This window comes from Lysobacter sp. CCNWLW3 (assembly GCF_036697405.1).
Lineage (GTDB): Bacteria > Pseudomonadota > Gammaproteobacteria > Xanthomonadales > Xanthomonadaceae > Lysobacter.
The window spans coordinates 73,948-90,041 of record NZ_JBAHWA010000005.1 but is presented as its reverse complement, the minus strand read 5'-3'; the positions used below and the strand labels follow the sequence as shown (position 1 = coordinate 90,041).

General features: G+C 68.1%; 13 protein-coding genes. 11 read left to right on the top strand and 2 right to left on the bottom strand.

Annotation, left to right across the window (positions count from 1 at the left end; all coding sequences use genetic code 11):
• Window positions 1-6: 6 nt before the first annotated feature.
• Window positions 7-1,593: an alpha-glucosidase family protein gene (locus tag V1318_RS10690; RefSeq protein WP_332939839.1), complete on the top strand. Its 1,587-nt coding sequence runs from the start codon at window positions 7-9 to the stop codon at window positions 1,591-1,593.
• A gap of 37 nt (window positions 1,594-1,630) precedes the next feature.
• Here V1318_RS10690 and yihA read toward each other — a convergent pair whose 3' ends face one another.
• The gene (gene yihA / locus V1318_RS10685; protein ID WP_332939647.1) at window positions 1,631-2,236 is read right to left on the bottom strand and encodes a ribosome biogenesis GTP-binding protein YihA/YsxC; all 606 of its coding nucleotides are present in this window, start codon (window positions 2,234-2,236) and stop codon (window positions 1,631-1,633) included.
• Window positions 2,237-2,422: 186 nt separating this feature from the next.
• Here yihA and V1318_RS10680 point away from each other — a divergent pair, with 186 nt between their 5' ends.
• The 7 genes from V1318_RS10680 to V1318_RS10650 all read left to right on the top strand — a co-directional run bounded on the left by V1318_RS10680 (window position 2,423) and on the right by V1318_RS10650 (window position 9,153).
• Window positions 2,423-3,295, top strand: coding sequence for a c-type cytochrome (locus V1318_RS10680; protein ID WP_332939646.1), 873 nt, complete (start codon window positions 2,423-2,425; stop codon window positions 3,293-3,295).
• Between the two features lie 163 nt (window positions 3,296-3,458).
• Window positions 3,459-4,268, top strand: coding sequence for a thiol:disulfide interchange protein DsbA/DsbL (locus V1318_RS10675; protein WP_332939645.1), 810 nt, complete (start codon window positions 3,459-3,461; stop codon window positions 4,266-4,268).
• A gap of 163 nt (window positions 4,269-4,431) precedes the next feature.
• The gene (locus tag V1318_RS10670) at window positions 4,432-5,118 is read left to right on the top strand and encodes a thiol:disulfide interchange protein DsbA/DsbL (protein ID WP_332939643.1); all 687 of its coding nucleotides are present in this window, start codon (window positions 4,432-4,434) and stop codon (window positions 5,116-5,118) included.
• A gap of 148 nt (window positions 5,119-5,266) precedes the next feature.
• The gene (locus tag V1318_RS10665) at window positions 5,267-6,130 is read left to right on the top strand and encodes a thiol:disulfide interchange protein DsbA/DsbL (protein WP_332939642.1); all 864 of its coding nucleotides are present in this window, start codon (window positions 5,267-5,269) and stop codon (window positions 6,128-6,130) included.
• Window positions 6,131-6,151: 21 nt separating this feature from the next.
• Window positions 6,152-6,910, top strand: a complete 759-nt coding sequence (locus V1318_RS10660) for an endonuclease/exonuclease/phosphatase family protein (RefSeq protein WP_332939641.1) — start codon at window positions 6,152-6,154, stop codon at window positions 6,908-6,910.
• Window positions 6,911-7,411: 501 nt separating this feature from the next.
• A complete protein-coding gene (locus V1318_RS10655; protein ID WP_332939640.1) occupies window positions 7,412-8,455 on the top strand; it encodes a radical SAM protein in 1,044 nt (347 codons plus the stop codon).
• Window positions 8,456-8,736: 281 nt separating this feature from the next.
• On the top strand, window positions 8,737-9,153 hold the full coding sequence (locus V1318_RS10650; protein ID WP_332939639.1) for a hypothetical protein: 417 nt from the start codon (window positions 8,737-8,739) through the stop codon (window positions 9,151-9,153).
• Between the two features lie 227 nt (window positions 9,154-9,380).
• On the opposite strand, the gene V1318_RS10645 is transcribed toward V1318_RS10650, so the two are convergent.
• A complete protein-coding gene (locus V1318_RS10645) occupies window positions 9,381-10,400 on the bottom strand; it encodes a sugar kinase (RefSeq protein ID WP_332939638.1) in 1,020 nt (339 codons plus the stop codon).
• Between the two features lie 190 nt (window positions 10,401-10,590).
• Between V1318_RS10645 and V1318_RS10640 the strand changes: the two genes are divergently transcribed.
• From V1318_RS10640 to V1318_RS10630, 3 genes are all read left to right on the top strand, one after another.
• A complete protein-coding gene (locus V1318_RS10640) occupies window positions 10,591-13,404 on the top strand; it encodes a TonB-dependent receptor (RefSeq protein ID WP_332939637.1) in 2,814 nt (937 codons plus the stop codon).
• Between the two features lie 223 nt (window positions 13,405-13,627).
• Window positions 13,628-14,968 (top strand): hypothetical protein, encoded by a 1,341-nt coding sequence (locus V1318_RS10635; protein ID WP_332939636.1) that lies wholly within the window; start codon window positions 13,628-13,630, stop codon window positions 14,966-14,968.
• Window positions 14,965-16,089 carry a pectinesterase family protein gene (locus V1318_RS10630; RefSeq protein ID WP_332939635.1) on the top strand — a complete coding sequence of 375 codons (1,125 nt, stop codon included), beginning with the start codon at window positions 14,965-14,967 and terminating at the stop codon, window positions 16,087-16,089. Before V1318_RS10635 ends, V1318_RS10630 begins: the two co-directional genes overlap by 4 nt.
• The last annotated feature ends 5 nt before the right edge of the window (window positions 16,090-16,094 follow it).

Genomic DNA, 16,094 nt, shown 5'->3' with positions numbered 1-16,094 from the left:
GGCGCGGTGATCTACCAGATCTACCCGCGCAGCTTCCGCGACGACAACGGCGACGGCGTCGGCGACCTGCGCGGCATCATCGGCAAGCTCGACTACGTCGCCGGGCTCGGCGTGGACGCGATCTGGATCTCGCCGTTCTTCAAATCGCCGATGGCCGACTTCGGCTACGACATCGCCGACTACCGCCAGGTCGATCCGCTGTTCGGCGATCTCGACGATTTCGACGCGCTGCTGGCCAAGGCGCACGGCCTGGGCCTGAAGGTGATGATCGACCAGGTGCTCAGCCACACCTCGGCCGAGCACGCCTGGTTCAAGGAAAGCCGCGCCAGCCGCGACAACCCCAAGGCCGACTGGTACGTGTGGGCCGACGCGCGCGAGGACGGCACTCCGCCGAACAATTGGCTGTCGCTGTTCGGCGGCGTGGCCTGGAAGTGGGAGCCGCGGCGCGGCCAGTACTACCTGCACAACTTCCTGGCCGCCCAGCCCGACCTCAACTTCCACAATCCGCAGGTGCGCGCGGCGGTGCTGGACAGCGTGCGCTTCTGGCTGGACCGCGGCGTCGACGGCCTGCGCCTGGACGCGATCAACTTCTGCTTCCACGACGCGCGCCTGCGCGACAACCCGCCCAAGCCCAAGGAACGGCGCGTCGGCCGCGGCTTCAGCCCCGACAACCCCTACGCCTTCCAGTACCACCACTACAACAATACCCAGCCCGAGAACCTGGCCTTCCTGGGCGAGCTGCGCGCGCTATTGGACCGCTATCCCGGCGCGGCGGCGCTGGGCGAGATTTCGTCCGAGGACTCGCTGGCGACCATGGACGAGTACACCCGCGCGGGGCGCCTGCACATGGGCTACAGCTTCGAGCTGCTGACCCAGGACCGCAGCGCGGCCTACATCCGCGCCACGGTGCAGACCCTGGAAGCGCAGATGCGCGAAGGCTGGCCGTGCTGGGCGATCTCCAATCACGACGTGCAGCGCGTGCTCACGCGCTGGGGCGAGGGCGGCGAGCCGCCGCACTACGCCACCCAGCTCAGCGCGCTGGTGTGTTCGCTGCGCGGCTCGGTGTGCGTGTACCAGGGCGAGGAACTGGGCCTGCCCGAGGCAGAGTTGCCGTTCGAGGCCTTGCGCGATCCTTACGGCATCGCGTTCTGGCCCAACTTCAAGGGCCGCGACGGCTGCCGCACGCCGATGCCCTGGGACGACAGCGCCGGCGCCGGTTTCAGCCATGGCACGCCGTGGCTGCCGATCCCCGACAGCCACCGCGCGCGCGCGGTGAGCGCGCAGGAGGCCGACCCGCGGTCGCCGCTGCACGGCTTCCGCCGTTTCCTGGCCTGGCGACGCAGCCAACCGGCGCTGCGTTTGGGCGAGATCGCGTTCCGCGACGTCGCCGAACCCTTGCTGGCGTTCACCCGCCGGCTCGGCGACGAAGAACTGCTGCTGGTGTTCAACCTGTCGGCGCAGCCGCAGGAGACCGTGCTGCCCGCGCACGAAGCCTGGCAGGCCTTGCCGGGCCACGGCCTGGTCGCGGGCGAATGCGAGGGCGCGCGCCTGCGCCTGCCGGCGCACGGCGCCTACATCGCGCGGCGCGGCTAGCGCGGCGCGGTCCGCTCGGCGAAGTCGGGCTGGGCGACTACAGCTCCAGCCAGCCGCCGACCACCGCGCGCGCTTCGTCCACGCCCTGCTTGGATTCGCCGGAGAAGGTCTGCACGCTGACCGAGTTGCCGTAGGCCGAGAACAGATCCTTGCGCACCGCCAGCAGGGCCTGCGACTGCTGGCCGCGGCCGAACTTGTCGGCCTTGGTCAGCAGCGCGTGCGCGGGCAAACCGCGCGAGACCGCGTAACCGAGCATCTGGCGGTCGTAATCCTTGAGCGGGTGACGGATGTCCATCACCACGACCAGGCCGCGCAGGGCCTGGCGGGTCTGGAAGTACTGATCGATGAAGGCCTGCCAATGCGCCTGCAGGTCCTGCGGGACCTTGGCGTAGCCGTAGCCGGGCAGGTCGACCAGGTAGCGGTCGGTGCTGGGCGGAATGTCGAAGAAGACCAGCTGCTGGGTGCGTCCGGGCGTCTTGGACACCCGCGCCAGCGCGTTCTGCTGGCACATGGCGTTGAGGGCGCTGGACTTGCCGGCGTTGGAGCGGCCGGCGAAGGCGACCTCGAAGCCGCCATCGGGCGGCAACTGCTTGGGGGTGTGCGCCGCCAGCAGGTAGCGGGCGCGGGCTAGGGGATTGACCATGGCGCTAGGATCGCACGGCGGCGGTGCCTAACGCCCGTCGCCGACCGCGTTCGCGGCCCGAAAAGCCGTGCCCGACAGCGCGCGGACGCCGATTCGCGTTGACCCGCCCTGCCCCCGCGACGATAATTCCGAGGTTCCGGCGACCGCTACGCGGCCCGCCATCCCAGTGTTTCGGAGCCCAGCTACATGAGCCAAGCCCGCGTCCTAGGCATCGTCGGTCTGACCGTTCTGGCGGCCGTCGCCGTCGCCTACGCCCAGCCCACGATCACGCCGATCCCCGACAAGGAGCCGGTCCAGGCCGCGCCGCTGGTCGAGAAGCCGGCCTCGTGGGGCGACGTCAAGGCGGGCGCCACCAAGGCGGGCACCTGCGCGGCCTGCCATGGCCTCGACGGCAATCCGACCGATCCGCAGTACCCGCGCCTGGCCGGCCAGAGCGAGCGCTACATCGCCCATCAGATCGCCCTGTTCAAGAGCGGCGAGCGCAACACCGGCATGGCCGCGGCGATGAAGCCCTACGCCGATGCGCTGACCGCGCAGGACGCGCGCGACCTGGGCGCCTACTTCGCGACCCAGAAGTCCGGCGCCGGCGTGGCCGACGACAGCGTGATCGCCAGCGGCCCGAACAAGGACAAGAAGTTCTTCGAGGTCGGCCAGCAGCTGTTCCTGGCCGGCGACAAGACGCGCGGCATTCCGGCCTGCATGGCCTGCCACGGCCCCGGCGGCGCCGGCAACCCGGGCCCGGCCTATCCGCACATCGCCGGCCAGCAGGCCGCGTACTCGCAGCGCCGCCTGGAGGAGTACCGCGCCGGTACCACCACCCAGCGCGATCCGCGCCTGTTCAACGTGATGGCGAGCGTGGCCAAGAACCTCAGCGACGAGGAAATCGGCGCGCTGTCGAGCTACCTGCAGGGCCTGCACGCGCGCGCGGACGACTTCGCCGCCGCCGATGCGCCGGCGGCACCGGCCGCCGCGGCGCCCGCCGCAGCACCGGCACCGGCCGCGCCCGCTCCGGCGGCGCCGGCCAAGGACGCCGCGGCCAAGCCGGCCGCCGGTACCTGAGCCCCGGGGCACGCGGCCGCCGCCGCGCCTGCCACGAAACGCCGGCCCTGGGCCGGCGTTTTCGTTTGCGTCCGGCGGCACGCTCCCGCGCGCGCGAATTCTTTTATCGTGAGCGCCGATGCGGCCCACCCGGGCCCGCCACGATCCGGCCCGGAGCCGACCCATGCCCCAGACCCGCCTTGCCCTGCTCCTGATCGCGCTGCTGTGCTTGGGCGCCTGCAAGCCCAGCGACCCCGCGCCCGCACCGTCCGCGGCCACGCCCGCCACCGAGGCCGCGCCGGTCGCGGCCGAGCCCGCGGTGGAAGGCGAGCCGGCGGTGCCGGCCGGCGCGGCGCCCGCGGCGCCCGCCGATGCCGCCCCCGCATCCACTCCGCCATCGCCGCCGCCGGCCGAGAGCGGCCTGGTCAAGGGCAAGGATTACGAGCCCATCGCGGGCGGCCAGCCGTTCGCGCCGGTGCCGGGCAAGATCGAGGTGGTCGAGGTGTTCGGCTACGTCTGCCCCGCCTGCGCCCAGTTCCAGCCCCTGGTCAACGCCTGGAAGGCCAAGCAGGGCGCGGACGTGCACTTCACCTACGTGCCGGCGCCGTTCGGGCCGGAGTGGGATCCCTACGCCCGCGCCTACTTCGTCGCCGACTCCATGGGCCTGGTCGAGCGCAGCCACGACGCCCTCATCCGCGCCATCCACCTCGAGCAGAGCATGCCCGGCGAAGGCGACAAGCCCGACGATGCCGCGATCGGCCGCTACTACGGCCGCTACGGCGCCAACCCGCAGCAGTTCGTGGCCGCCATGAACAGCTTCGCCACCGTCACCAAGGTCAACCGCGGCAAGCAATTCATGATGCGCAGCGGCGTGAGCCAAACCCCGACCCTGATCGTTAACGGAAAATACCGGGTGATCGGCACCAGTTTCGAGGACATGCTGCGCATTACCGACGCGCTGGTGGCCCAGGAACGGGCCGCGCGCGCGCGCTGAGGCCGCCGCCGGCGCCGGAACTTCCGCCCGCGACGCCGGTCACAAGCGATACTCCTGGTTCGAGACGCCGGCCGTTATGCTTAACGCCGGCGTCTTTTTTTGTCCGGACGCCGCCGCTGACGCGGCCCACCCCACCCTAGCCCGATCGCCGCGAGACCCTGCGATGACCCCACGTCCGACGCCGTTCCGACTGTTCCCGACCCTCGCCGCCCTGGTCCTGGGCGCGCTGCTGCCGCTGGCCGCGTCGGCCGCCGGCCAAGCCGCCGCCCCGGCGCCGGAGGCGGGCCGCGATTACGAGCTGATCGACGGCGGCCGCCCCTACGCGCCCGTGCGCGGCAAGATCGAAGTGGTCGAAGTGTTCGGCTACACCTGCCCGCACTGCGCGCATGCGCAGCCGGCGATCGACGCCTGGAAGGCCAAGCTGCCCAAGGACGTGAACTTCGTCGCCGTGGCCGCGCCGTTCGGCGGCTATTGGCAGCCCTACGCCAAGGCCTACTACACCGCCGAGTCGATGGGCCTGGTCGCCAAGACCCACCAGGCCGTGTTCAAGGCGCTGCACGACGAGCGCAGCCTGCCGATCAGCAACGCCTCGCCGCAGGAGATCGCATCCTTCTACGCCCGCTACGGCGCCGACGCCGACAAGTTCGCCGCAGCCATGGACAGCAAGCCGATCGAAGCCAAGCTCGACAGCGCGCGCGATTTCCTGACCCGCAGCGGCGTCGAAGGCACGCCCAGCATCATCGTCGCCGGCAAGTACCGCATCATCGGCGGCAGCAGTTTCGAGGACGTGCTGCGCATCGCCGACCAGCTGATCGCGCAGGAACGCAACCGCGGCAAGCGCAAGCCCTGATGCGCGACGGCGATCCGCGCCGTCTCGCCTACACTCCGCGTTCAGCGCGCCGGCCGTTATCCTGACGGCCGACGCATTCCCCGGTGTCGCGACGGCTCCGCCGCGTGCGCCGCCAATCCGATCCGACCGTTTTGTGGAGATTCGATCCATGACCCCGCGCCTGGCCCCGTCGCACCGCTATCCGATCCTGTTCGCCGCCCTGTTCGCGCTGGCCGCCTGCACCCAGCAGCAGGAAGCCGCCGCTCCGGCGGCCGACGCCGCCGCACCCACCACCGCCGCCACCCCGGCCAACGCCGTGCCGTCCACCAGCACCGACGCAGCGCCGGCCGCGCCCGAGATCACCCCGGCCGCCACCGCCACGCCGCCCAGCGGCCCCGCGCCGGTCGCCGGCACCGACTACGTCGAGATCCCGGGCGGCACGCCGTACGCGCCCAGCGCCGGCAAGATCGAAGTGGTCGAAGTCTTCGGCTACACCTGCCCGCATTGCGCCGAGTTCGAGCCGCTGGTCAACGCCTGGCGCGCCAAGCAGACCGCCGACGTCAACTTCGTTCCGGTCGCCGCGCCGTTCGGCGGTTACTGGGTGCCCTACGCCAAGGCCTTCTACACCGCCGAATCGATGGGCCTGATCGGCCGTACCCACGACGCCATGTTCCGCGCCGTGCACCTGGATCGCAGCCTGCCGGTCAACGGCGTCAAGCCGGTCGACTTCGCCGAGTTCTACGCTAAGTTCGGCGCCAACAAGCAGCAGTTCGAAAGCACCTACGCCAGCTTCGCGATCGATGCCAAGCTCAAGCGCGCCGAAACCTTCCTGACCCGCAGCGGCGTGGAGTCCACGCCCAACATCGTGGTCGACGGCAAGTACCGCGTGATCGGCAAGAACTTCGAGGACATGCTGCGCATCACCGACCACCTGGTCGCACAGGAACGCGCCGCGCGCGCCGGCGGCGCCGCCGCTCCGGCCAGCGAAGGCAGCGCCCCGGCCACCGGCCCGGCCGCAGCCGCCGCGCAGTAAACCCGTATGGACCCGGCCGGCATGGATAAGCGCCGCCTGCGCCTGCTCAGCGCCAACATCCAGGCCGGGTCCAGCACGCGCCGTTACAGCGATTACGCGACCCGCAGCTGGTCGCACGTGCTGCCCGCCGGCAACAAGCGCGGCAGCCTCGACACCATCGCCCAATTGGCCGGCGAGCACGACATCGTCGGCCTCAACGAAAGCGACCCGGGCAGCCTGCGCTCGGGCTTCACCAACCAGACCCACTACCTGGCCCAGCGCGCCGGCTTCGACTATTGGAGCCACCAGCCCAATCGCCGCGTCGGCAGCGTCGCCTCCAGCGCCAATGGCTTGTTGAGCAAGCTCGAACCGCGCGAAGTCATCGACCATCCGCTGCCCGGCCGGGTCAAGGGCCGCGGCGTGCTGATGGCGCACTTCGGCGACGGCGACGACGCCCTGACCGTCGCGGTCGCGCATCTGTCCTTGGGTGCGTCCTCGCGCGCCTCGCAGCTGGCCTTCATCGCCGAACTGCTGCACGACCATCCGCATGCTGTGCTGATGGGCGATTTCAATTGCTCGATCGACCAGCCGGAAATGCGCACCCTGTTCCAGCGCACCCGCCTGCAGCCGCCGGAAGCGGCACTGCCGACCTTCCCGAGCTGGCGTCCGCAACGCGCGATCGACCACATCCTGATCGGCGACGGCCTGAGCTGCTCGTCCGCGCGCGCCGTGCCGGCCGCGCTGTCCGATCACCTGGCGCTGTCGCTGGAGCTGGAAGTGCCGGATCACGCGCTGCGCTGAAGCGAGCTCAACCGCAGTCCTGGGTGGATCCAACACATCACCCGAGCCGTCGCTTACGCCTCAATTTGCCCTACGTTAAGGCATATACGCAATTTGCATGCACTGCATGCGCACGAGTGGCACGTAACGTGATTTCAGATATCACACTCGATGCTCAGCGCGAAAATTTGCGTTTGACTTCGCCGATGTCGCGGCACTAGCTTGGCGCCGCCGACCACGGAAGAAGACCATGACGCCGCTAAGCCCCGAAGAAATCACTTTGACTGCGAACGCCAGCGTCCACGTCCGGTCAACCTATTGGGAAAGAGAGATCCGTAAGATCGATACGGCGATGTTCGCCGGCTCGACCAATGGGAACTGTCAGAATGACACCTGCAGAGACTCCACCAACAGCAATGTATGCAACAACTACACGGACTGTACTGGCTCCGACAACAAGCTCTCTTGCATGATCAATAAAGACTCCGAATCGCCTACAGGCCCATGAATCGGAGTGATCACGTGACCTCCATATCAAAAGCGAAAGTGGCGCTTAGCCTCGACTCTCGAATATTCGAACTGATCCTCTTGCCAACGGAAAAATGCAACTTCCGCTGCACCTATTGCTACGAGGATTTTTCGCTAGGGAAGATGTCAGCATCGGTTAGGAAGGGCATAAAGAACCTCATACAAACGCGAGCCGATTCCATTCGCTTGTTGAGACTGTCGTGGTTCGGAGGGGAGCCTTTACTAGCCACTGACGTCATCCTGGATATCGCCCAGTTCGCCCAAGACGCGCTTGCCAAGAACGACTTCATCATGACTGGCGGGCTAACCACGAACGGCTACCTCCTGACTGAGCAAACACTTAGACGGCTGGCCGAGGTAAATCATCGCTCGTTTCAAATAACCCTGGACGGGGACCGCGAGCAACACAATCGAACCCGCATCCGCGCCGACGGCCGTGAGACGTTCGATACGATATGGCGCAATCTCCATATTCTGGGGGAGATGGATGAACAGTTCGACGTTACGCTCCGTATCCACATCTCCACCGACAACCAAGACTCCGTCAAGCAGTTGCTCGACCGAATCAATGAGGAACTGGCGCCTTATGGAAAGTTCCGCATTCATTTTCACCGCATCAGCAACCTCGGCGGCAGCGGCGGGAAAACCGTTTCCGAGCTTAGCTGGAACGACTACAAACGGGCCTTGATCGCAATTCAAAGCAGAACCTCACTCGAAGCCAGCTCAGAAGTCGCTCTCTCGGAAGAAGGCGAGATTTGCTACGCATCGAAACCGAACTCTCTTCTGATCCGCTCGGATGGGAGAGTCGGAAAATGCACAGTTGCCCTTTCCGATCCTCGCAATGACGTCGGGGTGTTAGCGGAGGACGGGACTATTCTATTCCGCGATGATCGGTTGAGATTGTGGTTCGATGGTTACAGGGACTTCGACCCCGGCAAGCTCGGGTGTCCGCTTGCCACACTTCCTGAGCTTGGTAGCTCAAGCGACAGCGCACCCAAGAGATTGGACCTTGCTCTTCTAGATGAGCGACGCACATGACTATAGACCCGACGATGATATCTCTTGGCCCAGACGGAGCTCCGAAGCTTTCTGGTGGCGCGGCCGCCTATTGGCACAACATGGATGTCGATACGCTGATCGGCGCCGCGATGCACGCCGCATCGAACCCTGGATGTCAGAACGCGGGAGACTGTAAAGGCACCACGAACGATGGAAACTGCTCCAACGACCTTCAATGCGGAGGATCGAGCAACGACAGTTGTCATAACGTCGGATCGTGCTTCACAGACTCCAATCCACCCACCGGTCCATAAGGAATCATGACCATGCATCGCAGGAGTTTTGTTCAGGGGCTAACCTTGGTTGCAGCCGCGATGGCAGCTCCATTTGTGTTGGCGGAAGTCGCAAGCCAGGAACCCGCCCCGAAGCAATCGCAGGCACCGAGCTCGCAGACCTTCCGGAACATAGCGGTGGTCGAGTGCACCATCGTTAACATGCTGAACGGCAAGCAGCGCATCGTGTCAATCGAGGGTCCTTCCCCGATCATGATCAACGAGGGAAGAGCGCCATTCGCCCTTTCCATCGCGGAAGATCGTGACGACCGTCTATCCATGACCATCTATTCGCGGCGCAACGGCGAATTGACCGAAGGACAGACCACTTACATCGGACGAAACAGCATGCAGGTGCTGAGGCACCACGGCGTGGTTCTGCAGTTCGTGACGCACGCACTGTAGGCCGCGCACACGAAGCGGCCGACCATGCGTGGTCGGCCGCCGCCTCTTGAGGTCCGTTCGCGGCCGCTTATCGCTACGACGAATGGCCGGCCATCGACTCCTGGACGGCACCTGCATTCCATTTTCTGCACGACGGAAGGTCGGTCGCGACCGTAACCGAAGAATGGCGGCCGGCCGAACTGTCGCATGACGCTAGCGCGGTCGGGATTGGCCAGCGCTGAGGGCGGCTATCGCCGCACGTGGTAGCCCTCCTGGGCGACGAAGGCTTCGATCTCCGCGGCATCGACCAGGTTGAAATCGCCGGGTAGCGAGTGCTTGAGGCAGGCCGCGCCCCAGCCGAAATGCAGGCTGCGCGCATCGTCCATGCCCGCGATCAGGCCATGCAGCACGCCGGCGGCGAAGGCGTCGCCGGTGCCGATGCGGTCGACGATCGCGCTGAGTTCGCAGACCGGCGTGCGCGCGGCGCCGCCGTCGCGGTGCCGCGACAGGGCCGACAGCGATTGGCGGTCCACGCTGTGCTGCACGCGCACGGTGCTGGCCACGCGCTGCAATCGCGGAAACGCCGCGAACGCGGCCTGCGCGGCCTCGTCGAAGCGCCGCTCGGCGCTGGCGGCCGCGGTTTCGAAACCCAGCACGACCGCGAAGTCGCGGTGGTCGGCGAAGATCAGGTCGGCCTGCGCCATCAGCTCGCGCAGGATCGCCGCGGCGTCGCCGTCCCAGGCCTGCCACAGCTTGCTGCGGAAGTTGCCGTCGAAGCTCACCCGCACGCCGGCCTCGCGCGCGGCGCGCGCGGCCGCGATCGCCGCGTCGGCGCTGGCCTGGCCCAGGGCCGGGGTCACGCCGGACAGGTGCAGCCAGTCCGCGCCGGCCAGCAGGGCCGGCCAGTCGTAGTCCTGCGCGCCCGCGCGTGCGAACGCCGAATCGGCGCGGTCGTAGAGCACGCTGCTGGGCCGGTGGCCGGCACCGGTCTCCAGAAAATACAGGCCCATGCGGCCCGGCGCGGCCTGCACGGCGCGGGTATCGACCCCGTGCCGACGCAGTTCGGCCACCGCCGCCGCGCCCAGGGCGTTGTCGGCGATCCGGCCGGCCACGGCCGCGTCGTGACCGTAGCGGGCCAGGGCCACGGCGACGTTGGCTTCCGCGCCGCCGACGTGGACCTGCAGCCCCGGCGACTGCAGCAGGCGCTCGTGGCCGGGCGCCCCCAGGCGCAACAGCAGCTCGCCGAAACACACTATGCGTTGACTCATTGCACCTCTCCGCGCCGGCTCCGCCGGCCCCCTGAATATCCGATTGCGCACCGCAGCATGATGTTGGCCCGAGCTTTTGTTAGGGTTTTGGCCAGCGGTGTCATTTTGCCGCCCGGGACACCATAGCAAGCGCTACAACCTAGTCAATAAGCGCTTTATAGCCGTCGGACCACTTTGGGAGGGGATCCTGATGCAATCGCAACGCGCGGCAAAAAAGACACCGGTTACCGTTCTGGCAGGCGCCATCGCCCTGGCGCTGCAAATGGCGCCGGCGGTCGGGTTCGCGCAACAGGCCGCGGCACCGACCGCGGCCGAAACGCAGCAAGACAGCGGCAGCGCGCCGGCTGGCGAGGAAGCCAAGGACCTGGAGGGGGTCACCGTGACCGGCTTCCGCGGCAGCCTGGAACGGGCGCTGGACATCAAGCGCGGCGAAGTCGGCGTGGTCGACGCCATCGTCGCCGAGGACATCGCCGACTTCCCCGATCTGAACCTGGCCGAATCGCTGCAGCGCATTCCCGGCGTGTCGATCGCGCGCGACGCCGGCGAAGGCCGGCAGATTTCGGTGCGCGGCCTGGGCCCGGACTTCACCCGCGTGCGCATCAACGGCATGGAGGCACTGACCACCACCGGCGGCACCGACAGCTCCGGCGGCGCCAACCGCGGCCGCGGCTTCGACTTCAACGTGTTCGCCTCGGAGCTGTTCAACAGTCTCAAGGTGCGCAAGACCGCCTCGGCCGAAGTCGAGGAAGGCTCGCTGGGCGCGACCGTCGATCTGCAGACCGCGCGCCCGTTCGACTACGAGGGTTTCACCTTCGTCGCCGGCGGCCAGGTCGGCTACAACGACCTGTCCGGCGACACCGATCCGCGCGCGTCGGCGCTGATCAGCAACACCTGGGGCGACGGCCGTTTCGGCGTGCTGCTGTCGGTGGCCTACACCGACCGCCGCCTGGTCGAGGAAGGCCACAGCACGGTGCGCTGGGACAACGGCCCCAGCAGCGGCGGCTTCAGCGCGAGTTCGCCGTTCGCGGCCGCGCGCGGCGCCGGCGTGTTCCATCCGCGCATCCCGCGCTACGGCGTGCTCGAACACGACCAGCAGCGCCTGGGCGTGACCGGCGCGCTGCAGTGGAAGGTCAGCGACCGCACCGATGTCGGCCTGGACCTGCTGTACGCCAAGTTCGACGCCACCCGCACCGAGAACTTCATCGAGGCGGTGTCGTTCAGCCGCACCGGCACCGGCAAACCGCAGACCGTGGTGCTGGACGGCCAGGTCGACGCCAACGGCAACCTGGTCTACGGCCGCTTCAACAACGTCGACGTGCGCTCGGAAGCGCGCTACGACGAACTCAGCACCAAGTTCACCCAGTTCAGCTTCTACGCCGACCACGAGCTCACCGACGATTTCAAGCTGCATGCGCAGGCCGGCCGCGCCAAGTCCGAGTTCGAGAACCCGATCCAGACCACGATCACGCTGGACCGCCAGAACGTGCAGGGCTACAGCTACGACTACCGCGGCAACGACCGCCTGCCGGTGATCGACAACGGCTTCGACGTCACCGACCCCAGCCAGTGGACTTTCGCGAACGGCATTTCCGAGGTGCGCCTGCGTCCGCAGTTCGCGACCAACACCTACGACACCGCCCAGCTCGACTTCGCCTGGAACCTGGCGCCCTCGTTCAAGCTCAAGGGCGGCGCGCAGTTCAAGGAATACACCTTCGAAAGCCGCGAGTTCCGCCGCGCCTCGGAACTGGTGACGCCGACGCTGCCGGCCGGCACCACCTTGGCCGATCTGACCTCGCTGATCGGCCTGGAAAACACTCGCGTGGGCTCGGGCAACGATTCGGTCTGGCTGATTCCCGACATCGACGCCTTCAACCGCGTGTTCAACCTCTACGGCAACACCGGCATTTTCGCCGTCAGCGACAAGGTCCCCGCGGTGCTGGGCAACAACCGCAGCGTGACCGAGCGCGACCAGGGCTTCTACCTGCAGGGCGACTTCAACACCCAGATCGGCTCGATCCCGATCAGCGGCAACATCGGCGTGCGCCAGGTCGATACCAAGCAGACTTCGACCGGCTATGCCATCGTCGGCGGCGTGCCGGTGCAGACCACGGTGCAGCGCAGCTACGACGACACCCTGCCGTCGCTGAACCTGGTCGCCGACATCACGCCGGATTTCCTGATCCGCTTCGGCGCGGCCAAGGTGATGTCGCGCCCGGGCCTGGGCAATCTCACCCCGGGCGTCACCGTCAACGTCAGCGGCGGCGCGCGCACGGTCAACGGCGGCAACCCGCTGCTGGAACCGTTCCGCGCCAAGACCTACGACCTGAGTTTCGAGTGGTATTTCGCCGACGAGGCGCTGCTGGGCCTGGGCCTGTTCTACAAGGACATCGGCAGCTTCGTGCAGACCTCGCGCGAAACCCGTCCGTACAACACCTCCGGCCTGCCCGACAGCCTGCTCGCGGGCACCGGCGCCTCGCCCACCGACGATTTCCAGTTCAACATCCCGGTCAACACGCCCGGCGGCAGCCTGCAGGGTTTCGAGCTGAGCTACCAGCAGCCCTTCACCTTCCTGCCGGAGGGTTTCTGGCAGGACTTCGGCGTGCAGCTCAACTACACCTACGTCGAATCCAAGATCCAGTACGTGACCTCGACCGGTGCGGCTTCGCTGAAGACCGACCTGCTGGGCCTGTCCAAGAACGCCTACAACGCCACGCTCTACTACGAGGGCGAGCGCTTCGGCGCGCGCGTGTCGGCGTCCTACCGCGACGACTACCTGACCACGGTGCCGGGCCGCAACAACAACGACGTCGAAGGCACCAAGGCCACCACCACCATCGACATGTCGGCCTCGTGGAAGCTCAACGACCGTATCGAGCTGACCCTGGAAGGGCTGAACCTCACCGACGAGTACAACGATCAGTGGGTGGATTCGAACGGCGACCGCGCCTCGGTCTATCACCACACCGGCCGCCAGTACTTCCTGGGCATCCGTTACAAGCTGTGATCGCGCTTTGACGATCCCGCCGGCCGCGCGCGGATGCGACGCGGCCGGCTTGGCGGTTTCGCATCCGCGCCAGCCCGCCGGCGCTGCAGGCAGTAAGGATCGCTGCAACCAGTCCCGACGAACCCGCGCAGGCATCGCGCCGCGATGCGATCGCCATGCCGTCCACGCGCGCCTTCCGTGTTCGTCGTCCATCGACTGCACCACGACAAGGAGCTGATCAGGAATGAACGCCGCGAAACTCGCCCTGTGCGCCGGCCTCGCGCTGGCCACGCTGTCCACAGCCGCGCCGGCCGGCCACGCCCGCAACATCGACCGCGACACCCTGCCCGCCAACGACGGCTGGGCCTCGCTGGCCACCGCCGCGCTGCCGCAGGGCACCACCGGCGGCTCGGCCGCCGCTCCCGAGCGCGTGCACGAGGTACGCGACCGCAACGAACTGGTCGCCGCGCTCGCGTTTCCCGACCCGACCCCGAAGATCATCCGCATCGTCGGCGACATCGACGCCAACGTCGATGCCGAGGGCCGGCCGCTGAGCTGCGCCGACTACGCGCGCCCCGACCCGCAGACCGCTACGCCGTACACGCTCGAGGCCTTCCTGGCCGCCTACGACCCCGCCACCTGGGGCCGGGTCAATCCCAGCGGCCCGCTCGAACGCGCGCGCCTGGCCTCGGTCGCCGCGCAGCAGGCGCGCGTGCGGATCCGGGTTCCGGCCAACACCACCGTGGTCGGCGTCGGCCGCGACGCGCGCGTGCGCGGCGCCTGGTTCGACATCCGCCCCGGCAGCACCAGCGGCAACCAGCCGATGAACGTGATCGTGCGCAATCTGCGTTTCGAAGACACCTACGACTGCTTTCCGCAGTGGTCGCCGACCGACGGCGCCAGCGGCAACTGGAACTCGCAGTACGACGCGATCTCGGTGCGCAACGCCACCCACGTCTGGATCGACCACAACGATTTCAAGGACGCGGCCACCGTCGACGCCACCCTGCCGACCTACTTCGGCCGGCTCTATCAGATCCACGACGGCCTGGTCGACGTGACCAACGAATCGGATCTGGTGACGGTGTCCTGGAACCGCTTCGGCGAACACGACAAGGCCATGCTGGTCGGCTCGTCGGACAGCGCGATCGCCGACCGCGGCAAGCTGCGCCTGAGCCTGCACCACAACCTGTTCCACAACCTCGGCCAGCGCGTGCCGCGGGTGCGCTACGGCCAGGTCCACGTCTACAACAACCTCTACAGCGTCGATCGCGACGGTGCGGCGCGCTACGCCTACAGTTGGGGTGTGGGCACCGAGTCGCAGATCTACGCGCAGAACAACCATTTCCTCACCGATCGCGCGCTCACGCCGGAATTGTTCATCGATCGTCTCAACGGCAGCCGCCTGCACGCGGCCGGCACCCTGCACAACGGTCGCGCGGTCGATCCGGTCGCGGCCTTCAACGCCGCCAACGCGGATACGCTGATCGATACGGTGGATTGGACGCCGACGCTGTACCGGCGCATCGATCCGGCCTGGCTGGTGCCGATCCAGGTGCTGATCGGCGCGGGGCCGTCGCGGTGACGAACGCGGCGACGCCCGGCCGGCGCCGCTTCCTGCAGGCGGGGCTGGTCGCCGCAAGCGCGGCCGTCAGCGCGCGCGCCGCGGACCTGGTCGGCGCCGGCTTCGACGCGGTGGTCGCGCGCGAGGCCGGCGCGGCCGAGGCGCCGGTGTTCGGATCGGTGCAGGCCGCGCTGGACGCGGCGCCGCGCGACGGCCACCGGCCCTACCGCATCCGGATCGGACGCGGCCTGTGGCGCGAGAAGCTGGTGATCGACAAGCCCTACATCCATCTGGTCGGCGAGGATCGCGCCGCCAGCGTGATCGGCTACGACGCCGCGGCCGGCATGCCGCGCCCCGACGGCGAGCCCTGGGGCACCTGGGGCTGCGCCAGCGTGATCGTGCGCGCGCCGGAGTTCCGCGCCGAGCGCTTGAGCATCCGCAACGACTTCGACTATGTCGGAAATTTGAGCGCGCCCAAGTTCGAGCCGATCGGTCCCAACGGCGCGCAGGCGGTGGCGCTGATGCTGGACGCCGGCGCCGACCGCAGCGTCCTGCGCGAGGTCGACCTGATCGGGCACCAGGACACCTTGTTCGTCGATGCCGGCCGCAGCCTGTTCCGGCACTGCCGCATCGCCGGCAGCGTCGACTTCGTCTTCGGCGGCGGCAACGCCTGGTTCGAGGACTGCGGGCTGCATTCGCGCTACCGCCCCGGCAAGGAGCGCCAGGGCTATGTGGCGGTGCCTTGCACGCCCAGCGCCCAGGCCTACGGACTGAGCTTCCTGCGCTGCCGTCTCAGCCGCGACGCCGAGGTGCCGGATGCCAGCGTCGCCCTGGGCCGTGCGTGGCGACCGGGGCGCAGCTTTGCCGACGGCAAGTACGGCGACCCCGACGCGGTAGGCGCGGCGGTGTACCTGTCGTGCTGGATGGACGCGCACATCGACCCGCGCGGCTGGGACGCGATGGGTTACACCGCGCGCGACGGTGCCCGCACGATGCTGGCGCCGGAAGCGGCGCGCCTGTACGAACACGACAGCCGCGGCCCCGGCGCGGCACGCACGCCCAACCGGCGCCGGCTCGATCGCGCCGCGCTCGCGCGCCATCGCCGCGACCTGGCGCTGGGCGGCTGGCAACCCGACCTGTGACCGCG